A 19,747-nucleotide genomic window follows, 5' to 3' on the forward strand; every position below is an offset into this window, starting at 1 on the left:
TCACGCCCCGGCGGGACGCAGCACGATCGTGCCCTTGGCCGCCCGGTCGGCCAGCAGCCGATGGGCGTCGGCGGCCCGGTCGAGCGGTAGCACGCGGTCGACGAGCGGGGTCAGGGATCCCGTCGCGGCGCGATTCAGTGCCGCGCCGCGCGCAGCGGCGACCCCCGCCAGCCAGTCCGGTCCGGAGCAGCCGATCAGGGTGAGGCCGCGCATGATCAGGTCCATGGCGCCGACCTGCGCGGGTGCGCCGGACAGGAAGCCGTAGCTGAGCATGCGGCCGCGCAGCGGCGTCATGAGATCCAGTAGGGCCAGGGCGGATTCGCCGCCTATCGAGTCGAACACGACGTCCAGCGTTGTGCCGCCGAGCATCTCGCGCAGCTGCTCCGTCCAGCCGGGAATGTGGTGGTCGACGACGATGTCCGCGCCGAATTCGCGTGCCTGTGCGGCCTTTTCGACCCCGCCCGCGGTAGCGATCACCCGCGCGGCGCCGTATTCCTTGGCCAGCTGGGTGAGATAGGCGCCGACACCGGTCGCGGCCGCCTCGATCAGGACGGTCTCGGTGCCGGTGAGCCGCGCGGTCTCCAGCAGCGGGATCGCGACCGACCCGCTCATGGTGACGGCCGCCGCCTCGACGGTGCCCAGGCCGTCCGGAATCGCGGTCGCCGTCTCCACCGGAACACAGACCTGCTCGGCATAGGTGCCGAAACTGTTGCTGCTCACCACTGCGCGCTGCCCGATCAGTGCCGGGTCCACGCCCGCGCCGACCTCGGCGATGACGCCCGCGGCCTGGGTGCCGAAGACGATCGGGAATTCCACCGGCAGCGGGAACGCCCCCGACCGCAGCATGGTCTCCGGGAACAGCACCGGAATCGCCTCGGTGCGCACCAGGATCTCCCCGGCCTGCGGGCGCGGCGTGGGCACCTCGCTCGCCACCAGGACGTCGGGTGCGCCGGTACCGGTCAATAGGATTGCCTGCATTGAAAACCTCTCATAAGTTGACTGGCGGTCAAGATATGTCTGAGAAGATATTGACCGTCGGTCAAGTTGTCAATGAAAGTGGTGATATGGACCGGCCCAAGGAACGCGCCGACGCAGCGCGCAACCGGCAGGCAATCCTCGCGGCGGCGCGGAAGCTGTTCGCCGAGGAGGGGGCCGAAGCCGCCACGATGGAACGGATCGCGGCAGCGGCCGGGGTGGCCAAGGGCACGCTCTTCCACCGCTTCGGCAGCAGAGCCGGCCTGCTGCACGAACTGATGGCCGAGGGCGCGTTCGACCTGATGGAGGCCGTGCGGTCGGGTCCGCCGCCGCTGGGTCCGGGCGCTCCGGCGGGGGAGCGCCTACTGGCCTACTTCGACGCCATGACCCGCCTCGTCGCCGACGACATCGAGATCTCGGTCGCCTATCAGGCAATCCCCCCGCATCCGCGTGCCGAGGAACTCCACGCGTTCTGGGCCGCCCACATCAGCGCCCTGCTCCGCGAGGTCCGCCCCGATCTCGACGCCGATGTGGTCGGCGGGTTGCTACTCGCGCCCCTGGGTGGAGACCTGGTGCCCTATCTGGTCCGCAACGGCCAGAAGGACCGGCTGTTCGAAGCCGTCCGGCAGCTGGTCCAGTCGGTCCTCGACGGATCTGCCTGAGGCTGGAGGATTCGCCCGAGCCACACCGAATCCGCCCGAGCCGCAGCGAATTCGCCCGAGCCGCAACCGATATGCCCGAGTTGCGACGGATACGTCCGAGTCGCGACGGATATGCCCGAGTGGTAACGCTCCGGGTCAGTTCGGGTTGTCGTCGTAGCGTTCGCGAGCGGCGAGGACATCCTCGATGTGGGTCTCGGCCCAGCTCTTGATCGCCTGCATGACCGGGAGCAGACTGCGGCCGAGCTCGGTGAGCTCGTAGTCGACCCGGACCGGTACCGAGGCGGTCACCGCGCGGCTGACCAGCCCGTCGCGTTCCATCGTGCGCAGGGTCTGGGTGAGCATCTTCTGGCTGACGCCCGCGACGATGCGGGACAGGTCGCCGTAGCGGCGGGGTCCGTCGGCGAGCGCGGTGAGCAGCAGGCTCACCCATTTGTCGCTGATGCGGTCGAGCAGATGCCGGGTGGGGCATTCCTGGATGTAGGCGTCGTAGGCGCGGCGGGCCTCGGTGCGCCGCTGGGCCGCGGTCTTGGTCACCATGACTCTCCCTCGCGTACGGTACGCACTCCGAGGTGCGTACTTCCCGACGGAGAGTAACACTCCGTAGGTTTGCGACTGGATGGGAAACCGTACAGCAGAGGAGATTTCGCATGCGTGCCGTGGTGATTCGTTCATTCGGAGGCCCGGAGGTGCTGGAGCGGGCCGACGCGCCGGTGCCGTCGCCGGGTCCCGGGCAGGTGCGGATTCGGGTGACCGCCGCCGGGGTGAATCCGGTGGACCTGCACACCCGCTCGGGCGGTCTGGCACAGGCCGGCCTGATGGTGCCGCGCGACGTGATCGGCCTCGGCTGGGACGTGGCCGGCACGATCGACGAGATCGGTTCCGGCGTCCAGGATTTCGCGCTCGGTGACCGGGTATACGGGCTGTCGGACCGGCTGGACGTGCCGCTGGGCACGCAGGCGGATTTCGTTGCCCTGGACGCCGCGGCCGTCGCGCTCGCTCCGCGCCGTGCTTCCGCGGTCGAGGCGGCGACGATACCGCTGAATGCCCTGACCGCCGTGCAGTCCCTGGACGCGCTCGCACTCACCGCCGGGCAGACCGTGCTGATCACCGGCGCCGCCGGTGCCGTCGGCGGCTTCGCAGTGGAACTGGCTGTGGCCCAGGGCCTTCGGGTGGTGGCGACCGCCGCGGCGCCGGACGAGGACCTGGTCCGCAAACTCGGCGCGGAGTTCTTCGTCCCGCGCGGCGCACGCGTGGGCGAGGCGGTGCGTGCCCTGATCCCGGGCGGTGCCGACGGCGCGGTGGACGCCGCGTCCCTGGGCGCCGAGGCTCTCGACGCGGTCCGCTCCGGAGGCGCGTTCGCGGCCGTGGTCGGTGGCGCGGAACCGGCGGGTCTGCGCGGAATCCGCGTCTCCAACACCTGGATTCGCGCCGACGGTCCCCGCCTGGCCGAGCTGGCTGCCCTGGTGGACGCGGGCCGCCTGACCCCGCGCGTCGCCGACACCCTGCCCCTCGACCGGGTCGCCGACGCTCACCACCGGCTCGCCGCAGGCGGCCTGCGCGGCCGCCTGGTGCTGATTCCCTGACCGGCTGCTCGGCAACAGTGCGCCGGGGGTTGTGCCCGCCGTGAATTTCGGTGGGGTGCGGCCCGGTTCGCCGGCCGAGCGGTGCTGTCTCAGGCCGAGGCGTCCGGGCCGGATCTGGTCGGCTGGGTGAAGGACCAGACGGCGGCGGGGCGACCGGTGGCCTTGACGCGGACGCGTTCGCCGGTGCGGGAGAGCCCTGGGATGGCGGCCAGGGTCCGGTTGAGGTTGCCGGGGTCGGGTTTCGTACCGTGCAGGGCGGTGGTGAGGTCGACGGCTCTGGTGGCGGTGAACTGGTCGCCGGTCAGGGCGCGGGTGAATGTCAGGTCTTTCCAGAGCATCTCGGCCAGCCGGGCGCGGGCGGCGGCGACGATCTGATTGTGGTCGAAGGCCAGCGGCGGGACGGCGTCGAACGGAACCCAGGTCGCGCTGTCGGTCCCGTGCGGGCCGACCACGGCCCACATGGCGATGGACAGTGTCGGCCCGCGTGGATCGCGGTGCGGCTCATCGAAGGTGGCGACCTGCCCGACGGCGAGGATGGCGTCGGCCGGTACCCCGAGTTTGGTGTGGACCGCGCGGTGGGCGGCCTCGGCCAGGCGTTCGCCGAGGCCGAGCAGCACACCTGGCAGCGCGAGGTCACCGGCGAAGGGTTCCCACCGCCGGGGCGCGATGCCGAGGGCGGCGGTGGGGTCGTCGGGTCCGTAGCGCAGGGTGATCACATCGATGGACACTGCGGATTGTTGCTCCACAAATGGACAATCATGCCCGAGCCGCGATCCTGAGCGTGCGATCGGCTCGGTCCGGCCCGCATGCGGTGAGCACCACGGGCGCGCCGAGTTCGGCCTCCAGGTAGCCGGGCACGTCGGAGGGCAGGTCGGCCAGGGCCGGGGTGGCGGCGTCGAGGAGATCGGTGAGCCGCCGCTGGTGGCCGAGGTCCTGCCAGACTCCGCACGCCACCCGGTCGACGCAGCCGTCGGGGGTGAGATAGCCGGTGGCGGTGCGGATGTCGCCGATTGCGTCGAGGTGGTTGACGACCACGCCGTCGATCCCGCCGCAGGCTTCGACAGCGTAGCGGAGCAGCAGGGGATCGAGGTGCCCGCACCGGAACGCACCCTGGTATTCGCCGGTTCCATTGTGCGGCTCCGCAATCGCGAGCGCCGGGTCCTCGGTCGGGAAGGGCCCGGCCCCGTGCCTGGTCATGTACGCGCGGGTCACGCCGAGCACGTAACCGGGCGCGCCGAGGCGCGTCAGCATGGTGCGCGCGTGCCGGGGTTCGACGGTCGACCACGTGGTGTACGGGTGGGTGCCGCGCCACTCGTCGAGCAGCACCCCCTGCGCGCCTTCGAACACGAGCCGGCCCTGACGCGCGAACGCGGCGAGCTGCTCGCCCGGCAGGATGGCCACGGCCCGGGCGAACGCCGTGTACGCCGCGACCAGATCGTCGATCGGGTCGTAGCGGTGCCGTCCGCCCGCGAGCAGCGGCCCGTAGTGTTCTTCGAGCGCGATCAGTTTGCGCCGCAACACCTCCGGTCGCCGGCAGTCGGCGACCCGGGGCGCGTCGTGGCCGAGGGCGTAGCTCGCCGTCTCACCGATGCCGATGCCGCACGAACCGTGCCGGGCGGTACCCCTCGTATCCTCCTGGCAACGGTTGGCGGCTCCGTGGATCGGTGTGGTGAGCAGGGCCCGCTCGTCCACGTAGAGCAGGGACAGCGGATCGGCGACCCCGAGCGCGGCGAGTTCGCGCGCCTCCGCGGCCAGGGCCAGCGGTTCCACCAGCATGTGCCGCGACAGCAGGGTCGGCACCCGCGACAGGGTGCCGGACCCGAACTGGTGGAAGGTGTGGTGGCGGCCGTCGGCGATCACATTGTGGGCGGCCTGCGCCCCGCCGTTGAACCGCACCACCGCGGCCACGTCGAGCCCGGCCTGCGGTGAGCACAGCCAGTCCACGGTGGCGCCCTTGCCGGCATCGCCGAAGCCCAGGTCCACCACGATCAGGTGGCTGTCGCCGAACATGTTGTGTCCCTTCGTCCATCGGATCCGGTCAGAGATCCACGTCGTCGGTCCCGGTGGCGGCCGGCAGCGCCCCGACGCTGCGTCCGCGCCGAGCGTCGCCCAGCGGTGCGAGGGCCTTGCCCACCGCGTCGGCCTCGCTGGTCGATCCGATATCGCGCAGATCGGCCAGCCCCGCCCCGAGATCGATGCGGTCCTCGGCGATGCCGATGGTCAGGGCGATGAGCTCGCACACCGCGGCCGGATCGTCGAGCCGCAGGAACCGCTCACCCAGCAGCCCCTGCCAGTGCTCGGCGATCTCCGGATCCCGGTAGTAGCTGGACTGATTGGGCAGGATGTAGTGCACGTGCCAGCGGTCGGCCAGTTCGCGGTAGATCGACTCGACCGAGATGTCGCGGTCGACGTCGTCGCCGACGACGGTGCGAATGTGGCGAGCGGCCAGCCGCTTCTTGTTCAGCTCGTCGCCGACGATGAAGAGGTAGCCCTTGCGGCCCCGCTTGTCCCACGCATCGGTGGCGGTGTGCCGGGCGATGAAATATGCTGCCAGCTCGTAACTTTCGGACTTCTGACCGCCGCCGCCGCCTTCCAGCAGGATGAGCCGCAGCTGCTCGTCCATCCGGTTGTCGGATTCGAACTGCCCGACCTGCAGCGGCACCCGGTCGCTGTCGGCGTCGCCGATGGCCCCGAACAGGATCTGCGGATCCTCCGCATAGCCCTTGCGCTGCAACAGCCCGTGCAGTTTGACCAGCTTCTCCTGCATGATGCGGGGCACGCGGCCCATGGATCCGGTGACGTCGAACAGCACCGCGATGGGCAGTGAGTTGCCGTGGTCGTCGGAGTCCCGCGACTCCCGCTTGCCCACCCCGAACGGATCCAGGGTGGGGTGCGCCTTCCACTGATCCCACGGCACCGACCGCATATCCGCGGTGTAGCCGAAGTCGTCGAGGCCCTTCGCCGCGCGGAAGGTTCGCGCCGCATCGTAGGCACTGTCGTCCCAGCGTCCGTAACCCATTGCTATCACTTACCTTTCGTGAGCTCGAAGGGCCGGAAGCGGCGCTTCCCGTAGAGCCGGTCGAGCAGATCGTCGAATTCCCCGAGCAGGTCCGCGGCGTCGGGCCGCAGCCGTGGATCGGATTGCAGGCACCCCGTGGCGTAGGACCGCAGGGCCGCGGGTGCGCGGTCGCCGAGCATGGTGAGCATCAGGCGATGCGCGAGGTGGACATCGGTGGCGGGGGAGACCGCGTCCCGGATCTCGGGCGGATAGTCGAGCGACTTCAGCGTGGCCGCCGCCGGAGTCCCTGGCCGGGTCGCGAAAGACCATCCCGCCAGCACGATTCCGTGCAGGCGCGGATGCACCAGCACATTGGCCGGGCTGATGGCGGTGTGCACCCACCCCGCCAGCTGTGCGCCGACCAGGCAGCGCAGCAGCCGGCGATGCATCCAGGCGTAGTCGCGCGGATCCAGGCCGCCGGGGTAGGCGGCCCGGACGTCCTCGAGCGTCACGAACTCCCGGGTGAGCGCGCCGAGCACGTTCACCGTGCGCCGCTCGCCGGTCACGGAGTCCAGGTGGTCGACGGTATCGATCAGCTCCGGGAAGTACGGCCCCGGCCATTCGTGCTCCGCGGCCACGATCGCGATGTCGCGCAGGGCATTTCGCTCCCCGGACAGCAGCCGGTTGGCCGCTGCCCGGCGCGGGATCTTCACGACCCGGTCCGAGCCGCTGCGGTACACGTCCGCGATCGAGCCCGACGCGTGCAGCGCACCCACCGGATACGTCCCGTGCGCGCCGGTCACCTCGAAGGCGGGCTCGTCCAGTTCCAGCCATTGCCGGTACAGCTCGGCCAGCCGTGCGAACGCGGCCTCCGCGATCCCGGCATCGACGGCCTCCACCCGATCGGGATGCACGATCCCCGCCAGCCGGTGGTAGCGCCGCCGGGCGTCCTGCCGGGCCGCGGAATCCATTGCGGCAGCACCGAACAGATCCTCGGGCCGCCGGGCCGCCCGAATGCTCTCTGCGGTCTCTCGTGCTGTCGTCATTGTTTTAGGCTAGATGACTAAAACAAGGTGCACCAGAGGTTCGGAGCAACTTTTTGTAGTTTCGACAAAAAGCTTGGCGGGCGGGCCTTGCCGTCAGCGACCCGGGTGCGCGACCCATCCGGCGACCACGGCCAGTCCGGTCGGCCGGTGCACGGCCAGGAATCCGAACGGGCGGTCGAACGTCGCCGTGGTGTGCAGCACGGTGTGCCCGGGCCTCGGGAGCCGGGCGCTGCCCAGGATCATCGACAGCGCGGTGACCGCGGCGGCGTCGAACCCGGTCTCGGTGAAGCGCGCGAACACGTCCTGTGCGGCCTGGTCGACGCAGAGCGGGCGCGCCGACATCGCCGGGAAATGGCCGCGCGCACTGTCGCTCACGGTGGTCAGGCCGAACAGCGCCGACTGGTCGATCAGGTTGTGCAGGCTGCGAATCTCGAAGGGCGGCAACAGGATTTCCAGGCTGTCGCCCTGTCCGCGATCGGGCACGGCCCGCACTCTCAGTCCGGGTGCTTCGGTGCCTGCGGGCAGGTCCGTCCGGGTCGGGATGGTGCCGTCCAGCGCGTCGAGGCCGATCGTCAGAACCGTGCCCGGCGTGTCCTCGCCCAGGAGCAGGTGTACGTCGAGATCTTCTGTGCCGTGGACGATTACGCGAGTCACCGGCTTACCGGCGCCGAGTACGCCCGCCTGCCGTGGGCGCGACGAGAACCGGCGCAGAGCGGGACCGCGGTGCCCGCGCCACGGTCCGTCGGTGACCTCCATGGTGGTCCGGCGGAAGGGGTCCTCCCAACGGGTGCGAGCGACCAGTGCGGTAGCGAGCACCAGGACCGTTGCGGCGTCGATCGGGAGCGGGAACTTCTCGATCAGGCCGTCGGTGTGGTCGTTCGCCCAGGTGTCGAGCGCGGCCTGATCGGTGAGGGTCTCCACGGTTCCCGCCGGCAGTCGCTGCGACCACTCCGGGCGCAGTGGGAGGTCCCGCCGGACCCAGAGGCCGAGCGCCGCCGAGACCGAGTCGGCCTCGGCCAGTGTGCGCAGCAGGTCCAGCGCCCGGGTGTGGCCGTCGGCGGCGGAAATGCCGGTGGCCGTGGCGAGTTCGCTGCGTCCGGGCTCGTCGGCGGCGGAGGCCAGCAGGGCGAGCAGCGGCCAGACGCCACAGCCGGACAGTACGAAGTCCCCGGTCCCGGCGGCGGCGCACCAGCGGGAGGTGAGACGGTTGGCGGCGGCGACGTGGGCGGGTAGCGCGGTCGGCATGACGCCAGCCTAGGTGTGGTGTGAGCGAGGGCGGCCGGATACAGTGAGAGGAATTGTGTCGTTTACTCTCATCGAGGAGATCATGATGGTTACCGCCGAGTCGGCCACCGATGACGCGCCGCGATTGCGGGCGCTGATGGCGGGGGACGGGACGGCCGCACGGGCCTGGGAGTTGTTCGACAGCCTGCCGGCGGTGCGGGTCGAGGAGATCACCACCGGGCGGTGGCGCGGGGCCGAGGTGGCGACCGGGCATCCCTGGGACGGAATGCTGGTGGAAAGCGGTTGGTACGGCAAGCAATTCGACAGCGCCGACAGCGTGCAGCCGCTGCTGTTCTCCGATCCGGCCGGGGACATCTTCCCGGTGGATCCGCGGCGGGTGCCCCTGTTCCTGGCGGGGAAGGTACCGGTCGACACGCTGAAACCGGTGCGCCGGTCACTCGGGGTGCTGCGGCCGGTGCTGCGGACCCGGGCTCCGCGCGCCCGCCTGCGGAATCTGGAATTCCGCGGAAAGACCAGTGCCGCAATGATCTACGACGATCTGCCGATCATCGATATCTTCCGCAAGGTCGACGAGGACACCCTGCTGGGTGTGATGGACAAGCGCGGATTGACCGAACCCTACTTCTTCGTGCTGTACCGCGACCGCTAGGTCGGTACGGCGAAGCGACTGAGCCCGAGCCGCACCCGGCCTACCATCGAGGGTGGCGGTGGTCAACGGCTCGGGAGGTCCCGATGGAACGTACGACCTGTCTGATCGTCGGTGGGGGACCGGCGGGAATGTTCCTGGGGCTGCTGCTGGCCCGCGGTGGTATCGAGGTCACAGTGTTGGAGAAACACGGTGACTTCCTGCGCGACTTCCGCGGCGACACCGTGCACCCGACCACCCTGGACCTCATCGACGCCCTGGGCCTGCGCGAGGACTTCGCGAAACTGCCGCAACGGCGGCTGAACACCATACAGATCCCGATCGGCGGCCGCATGGTGTCGCTGGCGAGCTTCTCCCACCTTCCGGGCCGGCACAAATACGTGGCCATGGTGCCGCAGTGGGACCTGCTGGATCTGCTGGCCCGCGCCGGCGATGCCGAACCGGCCTTCCGGCTGCGGATGAACACCGAGGCGGTCGATCTGGTGCGCGAGGACGGCGCGGTGGCCGGTGTCCGCTATCGCACGAAAGACGGTGTGACCGGCGAGATTCGGGCCGAGCTGACGGTGGCCTGTGACGGCCGGTCGTCGGTGATGCGTGCGGCCGCGGGCCTGAGCGTACGGAACTGGCCGACGCCGTTCGATGCCTGGTGGTTCCGGATCCCGCGCAACAGCACCGACCCGGCCGGACTCGTTCCGGTGGTCAGCGCCCATCGCATGGTGGTCATGTTCGATCGCGGCGACTTCTGGCAGAGCGCCACCCTCATCGCCAAGGGCAGCGACACGGAACTGCGTGCGCGGCGACCGGTCACGGACATCATGCGCAGCCTGGCCGTGGTGGTGCCGTGGCTGGCCGACCGGACCGGCGCGCTCCACAGCTGGGACGAGGTGAAACTGCTGAACGTCAAGCTGGATCGGCTCGACCGGTGGTACACCGACGGACTGCTGTGCATCGGCGACGCTGCCCATGCCATGTCGCCGATCGGCGGGGTCGGTATCAACCTGGCGGTCCAGGACGCGGTCGCGACGGCCCGCATACTCGCCCCGAAACTGTTGTCGCACACCGTGACCACCGCGGATCTGGCCCGCGTGCAGCGTCGCCGGACGCTGCCGACCGTCGTCATCCAGGGCATGCAGCGCCTCGCCCATACTCAGATCGTGCGCCCGGCGGTCGCGGGCCGGCTGAACGTCTCGAATTCGCGCGAAACGCCCGTGGCATTGAAGGTCTTCCGCCGTATCCCGGTGATTCGCAGCCTCCCCACCTTCCTGGTGGCACGGGGTGTGATTCCCGAACCGATCCCGGACTTCGCTCGCCGCGCCTGACCGGAGCATCCGGCCGGAAGGTCGCCTACGCCTGTCGGGCGCGGGGGAGTGCGCGCGGCGTCCGGACCCCTCGTTACCGGACGCCGCGCGGGCGGAATTGAATGCTGATGCGCGGCCCCACCGGCCGCCTGGTCTTGGGTATCGCGTGCTCCCAGGTGCGCTGGCAGGAGCCGCCCATGACGATGAGATCCCCGTGCCCGAGGGGATAGCGCACGCTCGCCCCGCCGCCGCGCGGGCGCAGCAGCAGGGCGCGCGCCGCGCCCACCGAGACGATGGCCACCATGGTGTCGTCGGTGGCGCCGCGCCCGACGGTGTCCCCGTGCCAGGCGACACTGTCGTTTCCGTCGCGGTAGTAGCACAGGCCCGCGGTGGTGAACGGCTCGCCCAGTTCAGCGGAGTAGTGCGCGCTCAACGCCTCTCGCGCCTCGGCGAGTACCGGATCCGGTAGCTCCCGCTCCGCCTCGTAGAAGCACAGCAGCCGCGGCACATCCACCATCCGGTCGTACATGGCCCGCCGATCCGCGCGCCACGGCACCTCCGACACGAGGCGTTCGAACAGCACGTCGGCGCCGCTCAACCAACCCGGCAGCACATCCACCCAGGCGCCGTCGCCGAGCTCGGTGCGCCGTATCCCCTGCAGCGCACCGAGCTCCACTTCCCCGAAGCCGTCCAGAAGTGATCCCTGCCAAGGCGTCGACATGCAGAGGAACCTACCACAATTCCCGAACGTATGTTCGATAGAACCGTTCAGATGTCGAGCTCTTCGTCGATCTTGCGGAGCTGGTGGCGGGCCAGGGCCAGGTTGCCGCGGATGCGGTCGAGGGCGAGATAGAGGAACAGGCGACTCGTCGGGTGCGCGCTCAGCGGCCGCAGCAGGTGGTACTGACCGGTCGGGGTGATCAGGATGTCCTCGATACCCTCGTCGAGGCCGAGCTGTTCGATGGTGCGCATCTTGGCGCGGACCACCTCGGTATTGCCGGCCGCGCCGAGCTGCAGGTCCAGGGATCGGGATCCGCCGGCGGTGCCGAGGGTCATCCCGCTGCTGTAGTCGACGATCGCGGCGCCGAGTGCCCCGTCGATGGTCATCATGTCCTTCAGTGCCACATCCAGATTCGACATGTGTCTGCCTTTCCGTGTGATGTCATCGATCGGTGGAATTCGGGTGCCGTCAGTCGTGGGGGGCCGGCGCCAGGGTCGCGGCGATGGCGCGGACCACCGGTCGCGCTTCCAGATGAACACGGGCCAGCGTGGCATCGGCGCCCGTGAGCACGGCCAGGCAGGCGATGGGGCCGGCGCGGTAGACCACCACGTGGCCGACGCCGTGTCCAGGACGACCTCGTGCAGGTCGGCGCCATGGGTGGCGGCCGCGAAGGTCAGCGACACCGACAGCAGTGCCGCGGTCAGCGCCGCAATGCCGGTGGCTTCTATGGCATCCGGGAGATCGTCGGCCAGCAGCAGGCCGTCGCTCGAGGCCACCGCGGATCCGATCAGATGCGGAACACGTCGCCGTAGCGTGCGTAGGTGGGTTTCGAGGTCGCTGTCCGCCGAGCCCGCATGCGGTGAATCGATGCGAGCGCCGCTGCCCGGACCTGTCAGGGCGATGGCGTCGTGCGTGAGCGTCATGGGCTCGTCTCCTCTGTCGGCGGGAACCTCTTCGCTGACGCGCGCGGACAACGTGCCTGCCCTGGTCGGGCGTCACGTGCGCGTGTCGATCGATCTCGAGCCGAACGCGTTGTGCCACTGCGTGATCACTGGCGAGCTCTGCATCGCCGTTCGACGGCGCTGCGATTCGGACCTACCGCAACTTGGACGAGCGAACACACTGAGCACGACGCGCAAGCGTCAACGCCGCCGATCTCCTTGGGGCGCTGATGGTTTCACAAACTCACCTCGGCTCCATCCAGAATAGCGATCCATCCGCGAATGCGCAGCAACAACTTGTGCTCCGATGCCGGGTGGCATTTCGGGGTAGGGGCTGCAGTCGATTCGAACCGCCGGGTCGGTATTGATTGCGCGCCCGGGCCTTTCGAATCCGACCGACCAGTCGCACTCGCGCTTGCCGGCTCGGCGCGTGGGGCTCGGCGCGTAGGGCATAGGTCATGCCTTGTATTTACATACGGGCGACCGTATTGTTTTCTGCATGGAACACCATGTCCTCACCGAGGCGACCGATCCCTTCTGTCTGGACCGAGCGGCTGCCGTCGCACTGCTGACCGGGGCTCCATGGGGGAGGTATGCCGTTCTGGGAGACAGCCTTTCGGCCGGTACCGGCGATCCCACCCCGGGCTACGGCGATCAGGGCTGGCCGGAGCGGGTCGCCGGGATCCTGCGATCGGTTCGGCCGGATCTGGCCTACCTCAATGTCTCCGAGATCGGCGCGACGACCGCCCAGGCGCTCGAGCGGCAGGCGGATCGCGTGCTCGCGTTCTCCCCGGACCTGCTCCATCTGCCGTGCGGGGCCAATGACATCGTGCGGCGCACACCGGACTTCGACGAGATCGAGCGAACCCTGCGGCGCATGTACGACCTGGCGAAGCAGACCGGCGCACTGCTGACCACCTTCACGCTCGGCCGGGCCTATGTCGTCCCGGTCTTCCCGGACTGGCCGGAGCGGATCGCCCGGGTCAACACGATCGTGCGCGGGCTGGCAGCCGAATACGACGCGCTCGTGGTGGACATGTGGGACCACCCGGTCAACGACCGCGACAACCTGCTCAGTGCGGATCGCATCCACTTCTCGACCTCGGGCCAGGCCGTCATGGCATCCGAGATGGTCGAGAAGCTGGCGAAATCACTGGGACGCAACACATCCGAGTTGTCCTCGGCCGCGCGCTGACCCCTCACGGCGAGCAGCGCAGGCCGAACCTTCCGGGTTCGCACAGTGCCCGACCCCGACAAATGACGAGGTTTCCATCGTGGCAGTCAGTCAGTACTCGGCCGTTCGGCCGGTCGTGGCCGCGGACGCCGAAGCCATTCCCTGGACGACGATCTCGATTGTCCTGACCGCCTTGTTCATCGCGGTTCTGGATTCGTTCATCGTCGTGGTCGCCGCCCCCTCGATCGTGGCGGATCTGCATGCCTCCGCCGGTGAGGTCCAGTGGGTGCTCGCGGGCTATCAATTGAGCTATGCGGTCTTCATCATCACCGCTACCCGCCTGGCCGATCTGTACGGCCGCAAGCGGATCTTCCTGCTCGGTGTCGCGGTGTTCACGCTGTCCTCGGTCGCCTGCGCGCTCGCACCGGACGCGGACATCCTCATCGCCGCGCGCGTCGTCCAGGGCCTGGGCGCCGCGCTGATGGTGCCGCAGGTGTTCGCCTATGTCACGGTGCTGGTGCCGGCGGCCGAGCGGCACAGCGTCTTCGGCGTGCTCGGCATCGTCATGGGCATGGCCACCATCGGCGGACAGGTCATCGGCGGACTGCTGATCGGCGCGGATCTGTTCGATTCCGGCTGGCGTCCGGTGTTCTGGGTGAACGTGCCGATCGGCGTCGTCATGTTCCTGCTCGCCCTGCGCTGTGTTCCGGCCACCGGGTCGGCCGCCTCCCGCCGGCTGGACCTGCCCGGCGTGCTGGTGCTCAGCGTGGCCCTCTTCCTCCTGGTGCTGCCATTGATCCAAGGGCAGCAGGCGGGCCGGCCGGGGTGGGTCTGGGCCTGCTTCGCGGGCAGCGCAGTCGCTTTCGGGGTGTTCGTCGCGATCGAGCGGCGGCTGGAACGCCGGGACGGGGATCCGCTGGTGCCGTTGACCTTGTTCGGCCGGCGCTCGTTCTCGCTCGGGATCGTCCTCGTGCTCGCCCTGTACGCGCTGATCTACTCGTACTATCTGGCCCTGTCGGTGACGATGCAGCAGGGTCTCGGCCTGTCGGCGCTGGGCGCGGGCCTGGTCTACGCGCCGGCGGCCACCGCGTTCTTCGTGTTCAGCGTGGTGGCGAGCCGGACCATCCCGAAATACGGGCGACGGGTCCTCGAGGTCGGCGCGATCATCATGGCGAGCAGCTACCTGGCGACGGGATTGCTGCTGGTGTCCGGCCCGCGGATCACGCCACTGCTGGTGATCCCCACCCTCGTATTGCAGAGTGTCGGTGGCGGATTGGTCATCACGCCCGCGCTCAACACGGTGCTGAGCCGGGTGCGACCGGAGTCGGCCGGCGTCGCATCGGGGGCCCTGTCCACGGCCCAGCAGTGCGGGGGAGCGCTGGGTGTCGCCGTGATCGGCGCGATCTTCTTCGGCGCGTTCGATCCCGCCGCGACAGACCGGGGCGCCGCCGCCGGTCACGCCTTCGCCGTCGCGTCCTTCGCGACCTGCGTCATCGCGGTCATCGCGGGTGTGATCGTCTTCCTGCTGCCGAAACAGTCTGCGGCCCAACGTTGAAGGGTTCGAAGCGCTGAGGGCCGGACCCCGGGGGCGGCCCTCGGCATCCGGTCAGGCGCGAACCTGATCGTGCTGGTTCACGAAAGCGAGGAACCGCGGAATCACCTGTTCGGGAATGGCCCACAGCATCTCGTGGCCGACGCCCGGGTAGATGTCGACCTCGGCCCCCGGAATGCACTCCCGGACTCGCCGCGCACCCACCTCCGGATCATTGGCGACCGTGGTGGCGCCGAACAGCACCATCAGCGGCGCGGTGACGGCCGCCAGCTGCTCGTCGGTGAGCGGTCGCTCCCACGGCATGGCGAGGCGGAACTTGATGGCGCTCAACGTCAATGCCCACTGTTCCTCGCTGAACTCCAGACCCGGCGTGAGCCACTCCGAGAGCTTCGCCAGCCGCTTGCGGGTCGGCACCATCCCGCCGACGAGGAACCGGAAAAGCACACTCCAGCGCGGCTTGGTGAAGGTCGCCCCGCCCGGTTCGAGCATGGTCAGGCTGGCCACCCGCTCGGAGTGCCGGACACCGACCAGCAGCGCCAGCCAGGAGCCGACGGAATACCCGCCCAGATGCACGCGCTCGGTACCCAATCCGTCGAACACCTCCAGCAACCAGCGCACGATGTCGTCCTGGTCGCGCAGGGGTGCGGTCTGCTCGCTGCGTCCCGCCCAGCCGAGCGGATCCGGCGTGTACACCACGTGATCCCGCGACAGCTCCGCGATGACCGACTCCCAGAACAGCCCATTGCCCGGCATCCCCGGCAGCAGCACGATCGGCGTGCCATCCCCCGATCCGGATTTGCGCACTCGTGTTGTGCCGAAAGAGGTTTCGATATCGAGATCGATCGATGGCACCGGCCATTGCGCGGCCATCGCGTCGTACGCGCGCAGGTACTTCTCCTTGGCCTTCGCGCTGATGAAACGTCCGATCTTCTTGGCCATCGGGCCTTCCCTTCCTCTTCGGTGCGTGGTCTGTATCGGTCGACTAGTCGGCGGTGAGCAGGCCGGCCGGCTCGTGCGATCGGGCGAAGGCCCCGGTCTGCACGCTCAGTCCCGGCGCGCCGATGGTGTCGAGCGCGTAGACCGTCCGCTCGGCCGCGAGCCGCTCGATGATCGGATACCAACACACCCCATTGCCGTTCAAGGGATGGAGCAGCACCAGCGGCGCTCCCGTCCCGCTGCCGCACTTGCGGACATGAGTTGTCCCATAAGAAGTTTCGACGTCGAACTCGGTGGACGGAATCGTCCACAGGGCCGACTGTGACGCATAGGCCTTCATGCAGGCGACCCGGGCCGCCCCGCTCTTCCATTGCCCGATCTCGGCCATCGCGCCTCCCCGCTCGTCACCGTTGATGATACGAACGTATCATAAAAATGATATGGGCGTACCATCAAAATCTTCGTAGCCCAGGAGTCGCAGGAGAGCCGGTCACATGCCGCGTTTGGTCGATCACGAGCAGCGGCGGCGGGAGATCACCACCGCCGCGCGCACAGTCATTGCCGCCGGTGGGCTCGACGCCGCCACCTTCCAGGCGGTGGCGGCGGAGGCCGGCATCTCGGTGCGCTTGATCCAGTACTACTTCGGCACCAAGCGCGATCTCATGCTCGCCACGCATCGCGCGGTGGTGGAGGACTGGGGGAGGGGATTCGAGGAGGCGCTCGGGGCGCTGGGGCCCGAGGCCTCACCGCGCGAGGTCATCAGGGCCATCTCGCTCGGGCTGATTCCGCTGAATGATGTACGCCACCAGGACAATCTGGTGTTCGCGGCCTTTCACGCGGCCAATCTGACCGGCAATACCGTCACCTCCGAGGAGATGATGGGACCGCCGCGCTACCTGATCACCAGCTTCACCGAGCAGTTGCGCCGCGACCGGCCGGACGAAACCGATACGCGCGCCCTGGAACTCGACGCCGAGCTGACCGTGCTGGCGGTCACCGGCATCAGCCAGGCGATCCTGGCGGGCGGAACCACCCGGGAGACGGCGGTCGAACTGCTCGACCACCTGCTCGACCGGGTGTTCACCGGGAAATAGGCGCTAGCGGCCCTGGGTGCTGACCTGCGCCCGGACGAAATCGACCACCGCGTCGGTGAATTCGTCATTGGCGTCGCTGGCGGCGGTGTGCGCCGCGGTGCCGATCTCGGCGTAGTCGGCGTGCGGGACCAGGGCCCGGAACGCCGCCACGCCCTCCTCGCTGACGACATCGGAGAGCGCGCCGCGCACCAGCAGCACCGGGATGGTCAGCTGCAGGGCCGCGTTCTCCAGCAGCTCGGTGTGCACGTCGATCTCCTCGCCGCGCCCGTCGCGCGGGCCGCCCATCATGGCGGGATCCCAGTGCCAGTACCAGCGGCCGTCGGCGCGCTGGCGCAGATTGCGTTGCAGCCCTTCGGGATTGCGCGGGCGGCGGCGGTGGGGGAGGTAGGCGGCGACGGCGTCGGCGGCCTCCTCGAGGCTGGCGAAGCCCTCCGGGTTGCTGCTGAGGAAGTTGATGACGCGCTCGACGCCCTTGCGCTCGGGGCGCGGCACCACATCGACGAGGACGAGACCGGTGATGCGCTCGCGCTCGGGGTGGGTGGTGGCCATGAGCCCGGTCAGGCCGCCCATGCTGGCGCCGACGATGAAGGCGGGCCGGTCCAGTTCGCGCAGCACCGCCATGAGGTCCTCGACCATGGCCTCGCGCTTGTAGTTGCCCTCCGGGTCCCAGTCGCTGTCGCCGTGCCCGCGCGCGTCGAGCAGGACCGCGTGCATCCCGGCCTTGGCCAGTGCGAGTCCGGAGTCCTTCCACGAGCCGCGGGTCTGCCCGCCGCCGTGCAGGAACACCACCAGCGGGCCGTCCTGGGGTCCCCAGCTGTCGCCGGCGATGGTGATACCGCCGTGCCCGCGGAAGCTCACCCGGGCGGGTTCGGTGAATTCAGCGTCGTTGCTCACCCTTCGAGCATTGCACACCCGTGTTTACGGTGTATGAAGACTGGCCGGTAGCTAGGACCGCCGGCGGTGAGGGCGGGCCGTCGCGGTGCTCGCCGCCGGTCACAGCGAGCGGTCGATCACCGCGAGGACCAGGCACAATGCCGCCGCCGCCAGCATGAACGCGGCCAGATCGTGCAGTCCCGCGATGCCGGAACCCGGGGTGAGGAATGCGCCACTGACCGCCGCCGACCCGATCGCACCGAAATAGGAGAAGGTGCGCATCAGGCCCGCCGAGGAACCGATGCGCTCGGGCTCGGCCTGGTGGTAGAGGGCGTTCTGGTTGGCCAAGTTGTTGAGCCCCTGCGGGATGCCGTTGATGACGGCCGCGCCGACCAGCAACCACAGGGCGGTGCCGGAGTGCAGGGTCAGCAGCACCACCGCCATCACCACCTGGCAGCTGCAGCCGACCAGCAGCTTGCGGCGAATCTCGGGACGCCGCCCGGTGAGCGCGGACACCCCGATCGCGGTAGCCGACATGGGCAGCAGGATCAGGCCCGCCCCGGCCGCGGACAGGCCGCGCCCCTCCTCGAGCCACTGGGTGAAGCCGTACAGGAAGCAGTAGCCGACCAGGGCGGTCAGCAGGGTGCGGGCGTAGGTGGTCAGGAGCGGGACATTGCCCGTCAGCAGTCGCACATCGAGGAAGGGCCGCTCGGCCCGCCGCTCCCGCCACACCAGTCCGGCCCCTGCGGCGATCGCCAGCACCAGCAGATACCAGCGCGTCGTTTGCGGTTTCATCAGGAAGAACAGAAAGCTGATCAGCATCGCCGCGAAAAGCCCGACACCGGGCAGATCGATATCCGACCACCGGCCGCCGTGCGGCGCATCGGTTCTCGCGATCCGCCGCCATCCGATGACCAGGCACACCAGTGCCAGCGGCAGATTGACCGCGAACGTCGCCCGCCACCCGCCGAGATGGATCAGCAGACCGCCGAGGGTCGGGCCGATGACGGCAATGGTCTGGGTAGCCACGGCCAGGGCGGTGAGCACCCCGTGGGGACTGTCCTTCCCGGTGCGTTCGGACTCGCTGCGAATCAGGTACATGGATGCCGGATAGCCCGCGCACGTGCCGAATCCGAGAATCATCCGGGCCAGCACCAGTACCCAGAGGCTCGGCGCGACCATGCCCAGCAGGCCGGCGAATCCGGTGAGTGCGGCGCCGCCGAGATACAGCCGCCGCGGCCCGTAGAGGTCGATGAGCCGTCCCACCACCGGCTGCCCGATGGCGGTGGCCAGGTACAGCGCCGACACCAGCCACGCGGTCTCCGACGCCGGCGCGCCGAAAGCCACACCGATCGGCACCAACGAGACCGCGATGATGGACGAATTGATCGGGTTCAGGATCGAGCTGGTGATCATGGGCACCAGCAGCCGTCGGTCGAACCCGTCGGGCGGCCGCTCCCGGGTACGCCGGTGCAGCGTCGAGATCATTGCGGCCCGAGTCTTTCCAGCAGCTCCAGCGCCGCCAGCAGCGTCTGCCGCTCGGCCTCGGTGTACTTCTCCTCGAGGGCGGTGGTGAGCCATTCCTGCCCCGCCCGGCTGCGGCCCGCCATCAGCTCCCGTCCGGCCGGGCTCAGTGAAACCAGTTGCCGCCGACCGTCTTTGGGATCGGGCCGTCGCAGTACGAAGCCGCGGTCGCTGAGAATGGCGAGGTGGGTGGCGATTGCCTGCGGCCGCACTCGCTCAGCGGCGGCGATCTCGCTGGCGGTGGCATCACCGTTCTTCAACCGGCTCAGCACCGACAGCTGCGAGGGCGTCAGCTCCACATTGTCCGACGCCTCGAGGAACCGCCGCCGCAGGCGGCTCACCAGAACACGCAGTTCCCGGGCCGCCTGGGCCGAGGACGCGGACAGGATCACGGGAGCATCGGTCATCCCTCGACCCTAGGTAGACAATCCAGATTGCACAATTGAAATTGAACAATCTGAATTGTCTATCTCACCACG

Annotated in this window: 21 protein-coding genes and 1 pseudogene; 7 read left to right on the plus strand and 15 right to left on the minus strand. The window is 69.2% G+C overall.

What is annotated here, in order from left to right; genetic code table 11:
- A complete protein-coding gene (locus tag ACQP1O_RS14865; RefSeq protein ID WP_433566372.1) occupies positions 1-978 on the minus strand; it encodes a quinone oxidoreductase family protein in 978 nt (325 codons plus the stop codon).
- Positions 979-1,064: 86 nt separating this feature from the next.
- Here ACQP1O_RS14865 and ACQP1O_RS14870 point away from each other — a divergent pair, with 86 nt between their 5' ends.
- Positions 1,065-1,637, plus strand: coding sequence for a helix-turn-helix domain-containing protein (locus ACQP1O_RS14870; protein WP_433566373.1), 573 nt, complete (start codon positions 1,065-1,067; stop codon positions 1,635-1,637).
- Between the two features lie 135 nt (positions 1,638-1,772).
- Here the strand turns inward: ACQP1O_RS14870 and ACQP1O_RS14875 are convergent, their stop codons facing one another.
- The gene (locus ACQP1O_RS14875; RefSeq protein ID WP_433566374.1) at positions 1,773-2,174 is read right to left on the minus strand and encodes a winged helix-turn-helix transcriptional regulator; all 402 of its coding nucleotides are present in this window, start codon (positions 2,172-2,174) and stop codon (positions 1,773-1,775) included.
- A 110-nt stretch (positions 2,175-2,284) separates the two neighbouring features.
- On the opposite strand from ACQP1O_RS14875, the gene ACQP1O_RS14880 reads away from it, so the two are divergent.
- Positions 2,285-3,220 carry an NADP-dependent oxidoreductase gene (locus tag ACQP1O_RS14880; protein ID WP_433566375.1) on the plus strand — a complete coding sequence of 312 codons (936 nt, stop codon included), beginning with the start codon at positions 2,285-2,287 and terminating at the stop codon, positions 3,218-3,220.
- A gap of 89 nt (positions 3,221-3,309) precedes the next feature.
- Here the strand turns inward: ACQP1O_RS14880 and ACQP1O_RS14885 are convergent, their stop codons facing one another.
- The 5 genes from ACQP1O_RS14885 to ACQP1O_RS14905 all read right to left on the minus strand — a co-directional run bounded on the left by ACQP1O_RS14885 (position 3,310) and on the right by ACQP1O_RS14905 (position 8,509).
- Entirely contained in the window at positions 3,310-3,948 is a 639-nt protein-coding gene (locus ACQP1O_RS14885) for an NUDIX hydrolase (protein WP_433566376.1), read from the minus strand.
- Between the two features lie 28 nt (positions 3,949-3,976).
- A complete protein-coding gene (locus ACQP1O_RS14890) occupies positions 3,977-5,230 on the minus strand; it encodes an adenylosuccinate synthetase (protein WP_433566377.1) in 1,254 nt (417 codons plus the stop codon).
- Between the two features lie 28 nt (positions 5,231-5,258).
- Positions 5,259-6,239 (minus strand): hypothetical protein, encoded by a 981-nt coding sequence (locus tag ACQP1O_RS14895; protein WP_433566378.1) that lies wholly within the window; start codon positions 6,237-6,239, stop codon positions 5,259-5,261.
- Between the two features lie 5 nt (positions 6,240-6,244).
- Complete coding sequence (locus ACQP1O_RS14900) at positions 6,245-7,264, minus strand: hypothetical protein (RefSeq protein WP_433566379.1); 1,020 nt, start codon at positions 7,262-7,264, stop codon at positions 6,245-6,247.
- 93 nt (positions 7,265-7,357) lie between these two features.
- A complete protein-coding gene (locus ACQP1O_RS14905) occupies positions 7,358-8,509 on the minus strand; it encodes a serpin family protein (protein ID WP_433566380.1) in 1,152 nt (383 codons plus the stop codon).
- Between the two features lie 136 nt (positions 8,510-8,645).
- Here ACQP1O_RS14905 and ACQP1O_RS14910 point away from each other — a divergent pair, with 136 nt between their 5' ends.
- Both ACQP1O_RS14910 and ACQP1O_RS14915 read left to right on the plus strand, forming a co-directional pair.
- Positions 8,646-9,158, plus strand: a complete 513-nt coding sequence (locus tag ACQP1O_RS14910) for a DUF4334 domain-containing protein (protein WP_433567690.1) — start codon at positions 8,646-8,648, stop codon at positions 9,156-9,158.
- Between the two features lie 83 nt (positions 9,159-9,241).
- The gene (locus ACQP1O_RS14915; RefSeq protein ID WP_433566381.1) at positions 9,242-10,474 is read left to right on the plus strand and encodes an FAD-dependent oxidoreductase; all 1,233 of its coding nucleotides are present in this window, start codon (positions 9,242-9,244) and stop codon (positions 10,472-10,474) included.
- Positions 10,475-10,547: 73 nt separating this feature from the next.
- Here ACQP1O_RS14915 and ACQP1O_RS14920 read toward each other — a convergent pair whose 3' ends face one another.
- From ACQP1O_RS14920 to ACQP1O_RS14930, 3 genes and pseudogenes are all read right to left on the minus strand, one after another.
- Positions 10,548-11,174, minus strand: a complete 627-nt coding sequence (locus ACQP1O_RS14920) for an alpha-ketoglutarate-dependent dioxygenase AlkB (RefSeq protein WP_433566382.1) — start codon at positions 11,172-11,174, stop codon at positions 10,548-10,550.
- Between the two features lie 47 nt (positions 11,175-11,221).
- Positions 11,222-11,593: a hypothetical protein gene (locus tag ACQP1O_RS14925; protein WP_433567691.1), complete on the minus strand. Its 372-nt coding sequence runs from the start codon at positions 11,591-11,593 to the stop codon at positions 11,222-11,224.
- A 207-nt stretch (positions 11,594-11,800) separates the two neighbouring features.
- Positions 11,801-12,097 (minus strand): annotated as a pseudogene (locus tag ACQP1O_RS14930) (roadblock/LC7 domain-containing protein); the annotation flags it as partial.
- A 517-nt stretch (positions 12,098-12,614) separates the two neighbouring features.
- Between ACQP1O_RS14930 and ACQP1O_RS14935 the strand changes: the two are divergent.
- Entirely contained in the window at positions 12,615-13,310 is a 696-nt protein-coding gene (locus ACQP1O_RS14935; protein WP_433566383.1) for an SGNH/GDSL hydrolase family protein, read from the plus strand.
- 79 nt (positions 13,311-13,389) lie between these two features.
- The gene (locus tag ACQP1O_RS14940; RefSeq protein ID WP_433566384.1) at positions 13,390-14,844 is read left to right on the plus strand and encodes an MFS transporter; all 1,455 of its coding nucleotides are present in this window, start codon (positions 13,390-13,392) and stop codon (positions 14,842-14,844) included.
- Between the two features lie 51 nt (positions 14,845-14,895).
- On the opposite strand, the gene ACQP1O_RS14945 is transcribed toward ACQP1O_RS14940, so the two are convergent.
- On the minus strand, positions 14,896-15,780 hold the full coding sequence (locus ACQP1O_RS14945) for an alpha/beta fold hydrolase (RefSeq protein WP_433566385.1): 885 nt from the start codon (positions 15,778-15,780) through the stop codon (positions 14,896-14,898).
- Positions 15,781-15,823: 43 nt separating this feature from the next.
- The gene (locus tag ACQP1O_RS14950; protein WP_433566386.1) at positions 15,824-16,165 is read right to left on the minus strand and encodes an alpha/beta fold hydrolase; all 342 of its coding nucleotides are present in this window, start codon (positions 16,163-16,165) and stop codon (positions 15,824-15,826) included.
- A gap of 106 nt (positions 16,166-16,271) precedes the next feature.
- Between ACQP1O_RS14950 and ACQP1O_RS14955 the strand changes: the two genes are divergently transcribed.
- Positions 16,272-16,871, plus strand: coding sequence for a TetR/AcrR family transcriptional regulator (locus ACQP1O_RS14955; RefSeq protein ID WP_433566387.1), 600 nt, complete (start codon positions 16,272-16,274; stop codon positions 16,869-16,871).
- 3 nt (positions 16,872-16,874) lie between these two features.
- Here the strand turns inward: ACQP1O_RS14955 and ACQP1O_RS14960 are convergent, their stop codons facing one another.
- From ACQP1O_RS14960 to ACQP1O_RS14970, 3 genes are all read right to left on the minus strand, one after another.
- Entirely contained in the window at positions 16,875-17,765 is an 891-nt protein-coding gene (locus tag ACQP1O_RS14960) for an alpha/beta fold hydrolase (RefSeq protein WP_433566388.1), read from the minus strand.
- A 99-nt stretch (positions 17,766-17,864) separates the two neighbouring features.
- The gene (locus tag ACQP1O_RS14965) at positions 17,865-19,232 is read right to left on the minus strand and encodes an MFS transporter (protein ID WP_433566389.1); all 1,368 of its coding nucleotides are present in this window, start codon (positions 19,230-19,232) and stop codon (positions 17,865-17,867) included.
- Positions 19,229-19,675 (minus strand): MarR family winged helix-turn-helix transcriptional regulator, encoded by a 447-nt coding sequence (locus ACQP1O_RS14970; RefSeq protein ID WP_433566390.1) that lies wholly within the window; start codon positions 19,673-19,675, stop codon positions 19,229-19,231. The genes ACQP1O_RS14965 and ACQP1O_RS14970 overlap by 4 nt, the downstream gene beginning before the upstream one ends.
- Between the last annotated feature and the right edge of the window lie 72 nt (positions 19,676-19,747).

This window comes from Nocardia sp. CA-151230 (assembly GCF_050942175.1).
Lineage (GTDB): Bacteria > Actinomycetota > Actinomycetes > Mycobacteriales > Mycobacteriaceae > Nocardia.

Coding starts and splice junctions, on each gene's coding strand:
- ACQP1O_RS14865 (WP_433566372.1), bottom strand. CDS start 978: ATGCAGGCAATCCTATTGACCGGTACCGGCGCACCCGACGTCCTGGTG.
- ACQP1O_RS14870 (WP_433566373.1), top strand. CDS start 1,065: ATGGACCGGCCCAAGGAACGCGCCGACGCAGCGCGCAACCGGCAGGCA.
- ACQP1O_RS14875 (WP_433566374.1), bottom strand. CDS start 2,174: ATGGTGACCAAGACCGCGGCCCAGCGGCGCACCGAGGCCCGCCGCGCC.
- ACQP1O_RS14880 (WP_433566375.1), top strand. CDS start 2,285: ATGCGTGCCGTGGTGATTCGTTCATTCGGAGGCCCGGAGGTGCTGGAG.
- ACQP1O_RS14890 (WP_433566377.1), bottom strand. CDS start 5,230: ATGTTCGGCGACAGCCACCTGATCGTGGTGGACCTGGGCTTCGGCGAT.
- ACQP1O_RS14895 (WP_433566378.1), bottom strand. CDS start 6,239: ATGGGTTACGGACGCTGGGACGACAGTGCCTACGATGCGGCGCGAACC.
- ACQP1O_RS14900 (WP_433566379.1), bottom strand. CDS start 7,264: ATGACGACAGCACGAGAGACCGCAGAGAGCATTCGGGCGGCCCGGCGG.
- ACQP1O_RS14905 (WP_433566380.1), bottom strand. CDS start 8,509: ATGCCGACCGCGCTACCCGCCCACGTCGCCGCCGCCAACCGTCTCACC.
- ACQP1O_RS14910 (WP_433567690.1), top strand. CDS start 8,646: ATGGCGGGGGACGGGACGGCCGCACGGGCCTGGGAGTTGTTCGACAGC.
- ACQP1O_RS14915 (WP_433566381.1), top strand. CDS start 9,242: ATGGAACGTACGACCTGTCTGATCGTCGGTGGGGGACCGGCGGGAATG.
- ACQP1O_RS14920 (WP_433566382.1), bottom strand. CDS start 11,174: ATGTCGACGCCTTGGCAGGGATCACTTCTGGACGGCTTCGGGGAAGTG.
- ACQP1O_RS14925 (WP_433567691.1), bottom strand. CDS start 11,593: ATGTCGAATCTGGATGTGGCACTGAAGGACATGATGACCATCGACGGG.
- ACQP1O_RS14935 (WP_433566383.1), top strand. CDS start 12,615: ATGGAACACCATGTCCTCACCGAGGCGACCGATCCCTTCTGTCTGGAC.
- ACQP1O_RS14945 (WP_433566385.1), bottom strand. CDS start 15,780: ATGGCCAAGAAGATCGGACGTTTCATCAGCGCGAAGGCCAAGGAGAAG.
- ACQP1O_RS14950 (WP_433566386.1), bottom strand. CDS start 16,165: ATGGCCGAGATCGGGCAATGGAAGAGCGGGGCGGCCCGGGTCGCCTGC.
- ACQP1O_RS14955 (WP_433566387.1), top strand. CDS start 16,272: ATGCCGCGTTTGGTCGATCACGAGCAGCGGCGGCGGGAGATCACCACC.
- ACQP1O_RS14965 (WP_433566389.1), bottom strand. CDS start 19,232: ATGATCTCGACGCTGCACCGGCGTACCCGGGAGCGGCCGCCCGACGGG.
- ACQP1O_RS14970 (WP_433566390.1), bottom strand. CDS start 19,675: ATGACCGATGCTCCCGTGATCCTGTCCGCGTCCTCGGCCCAGGCGGCC.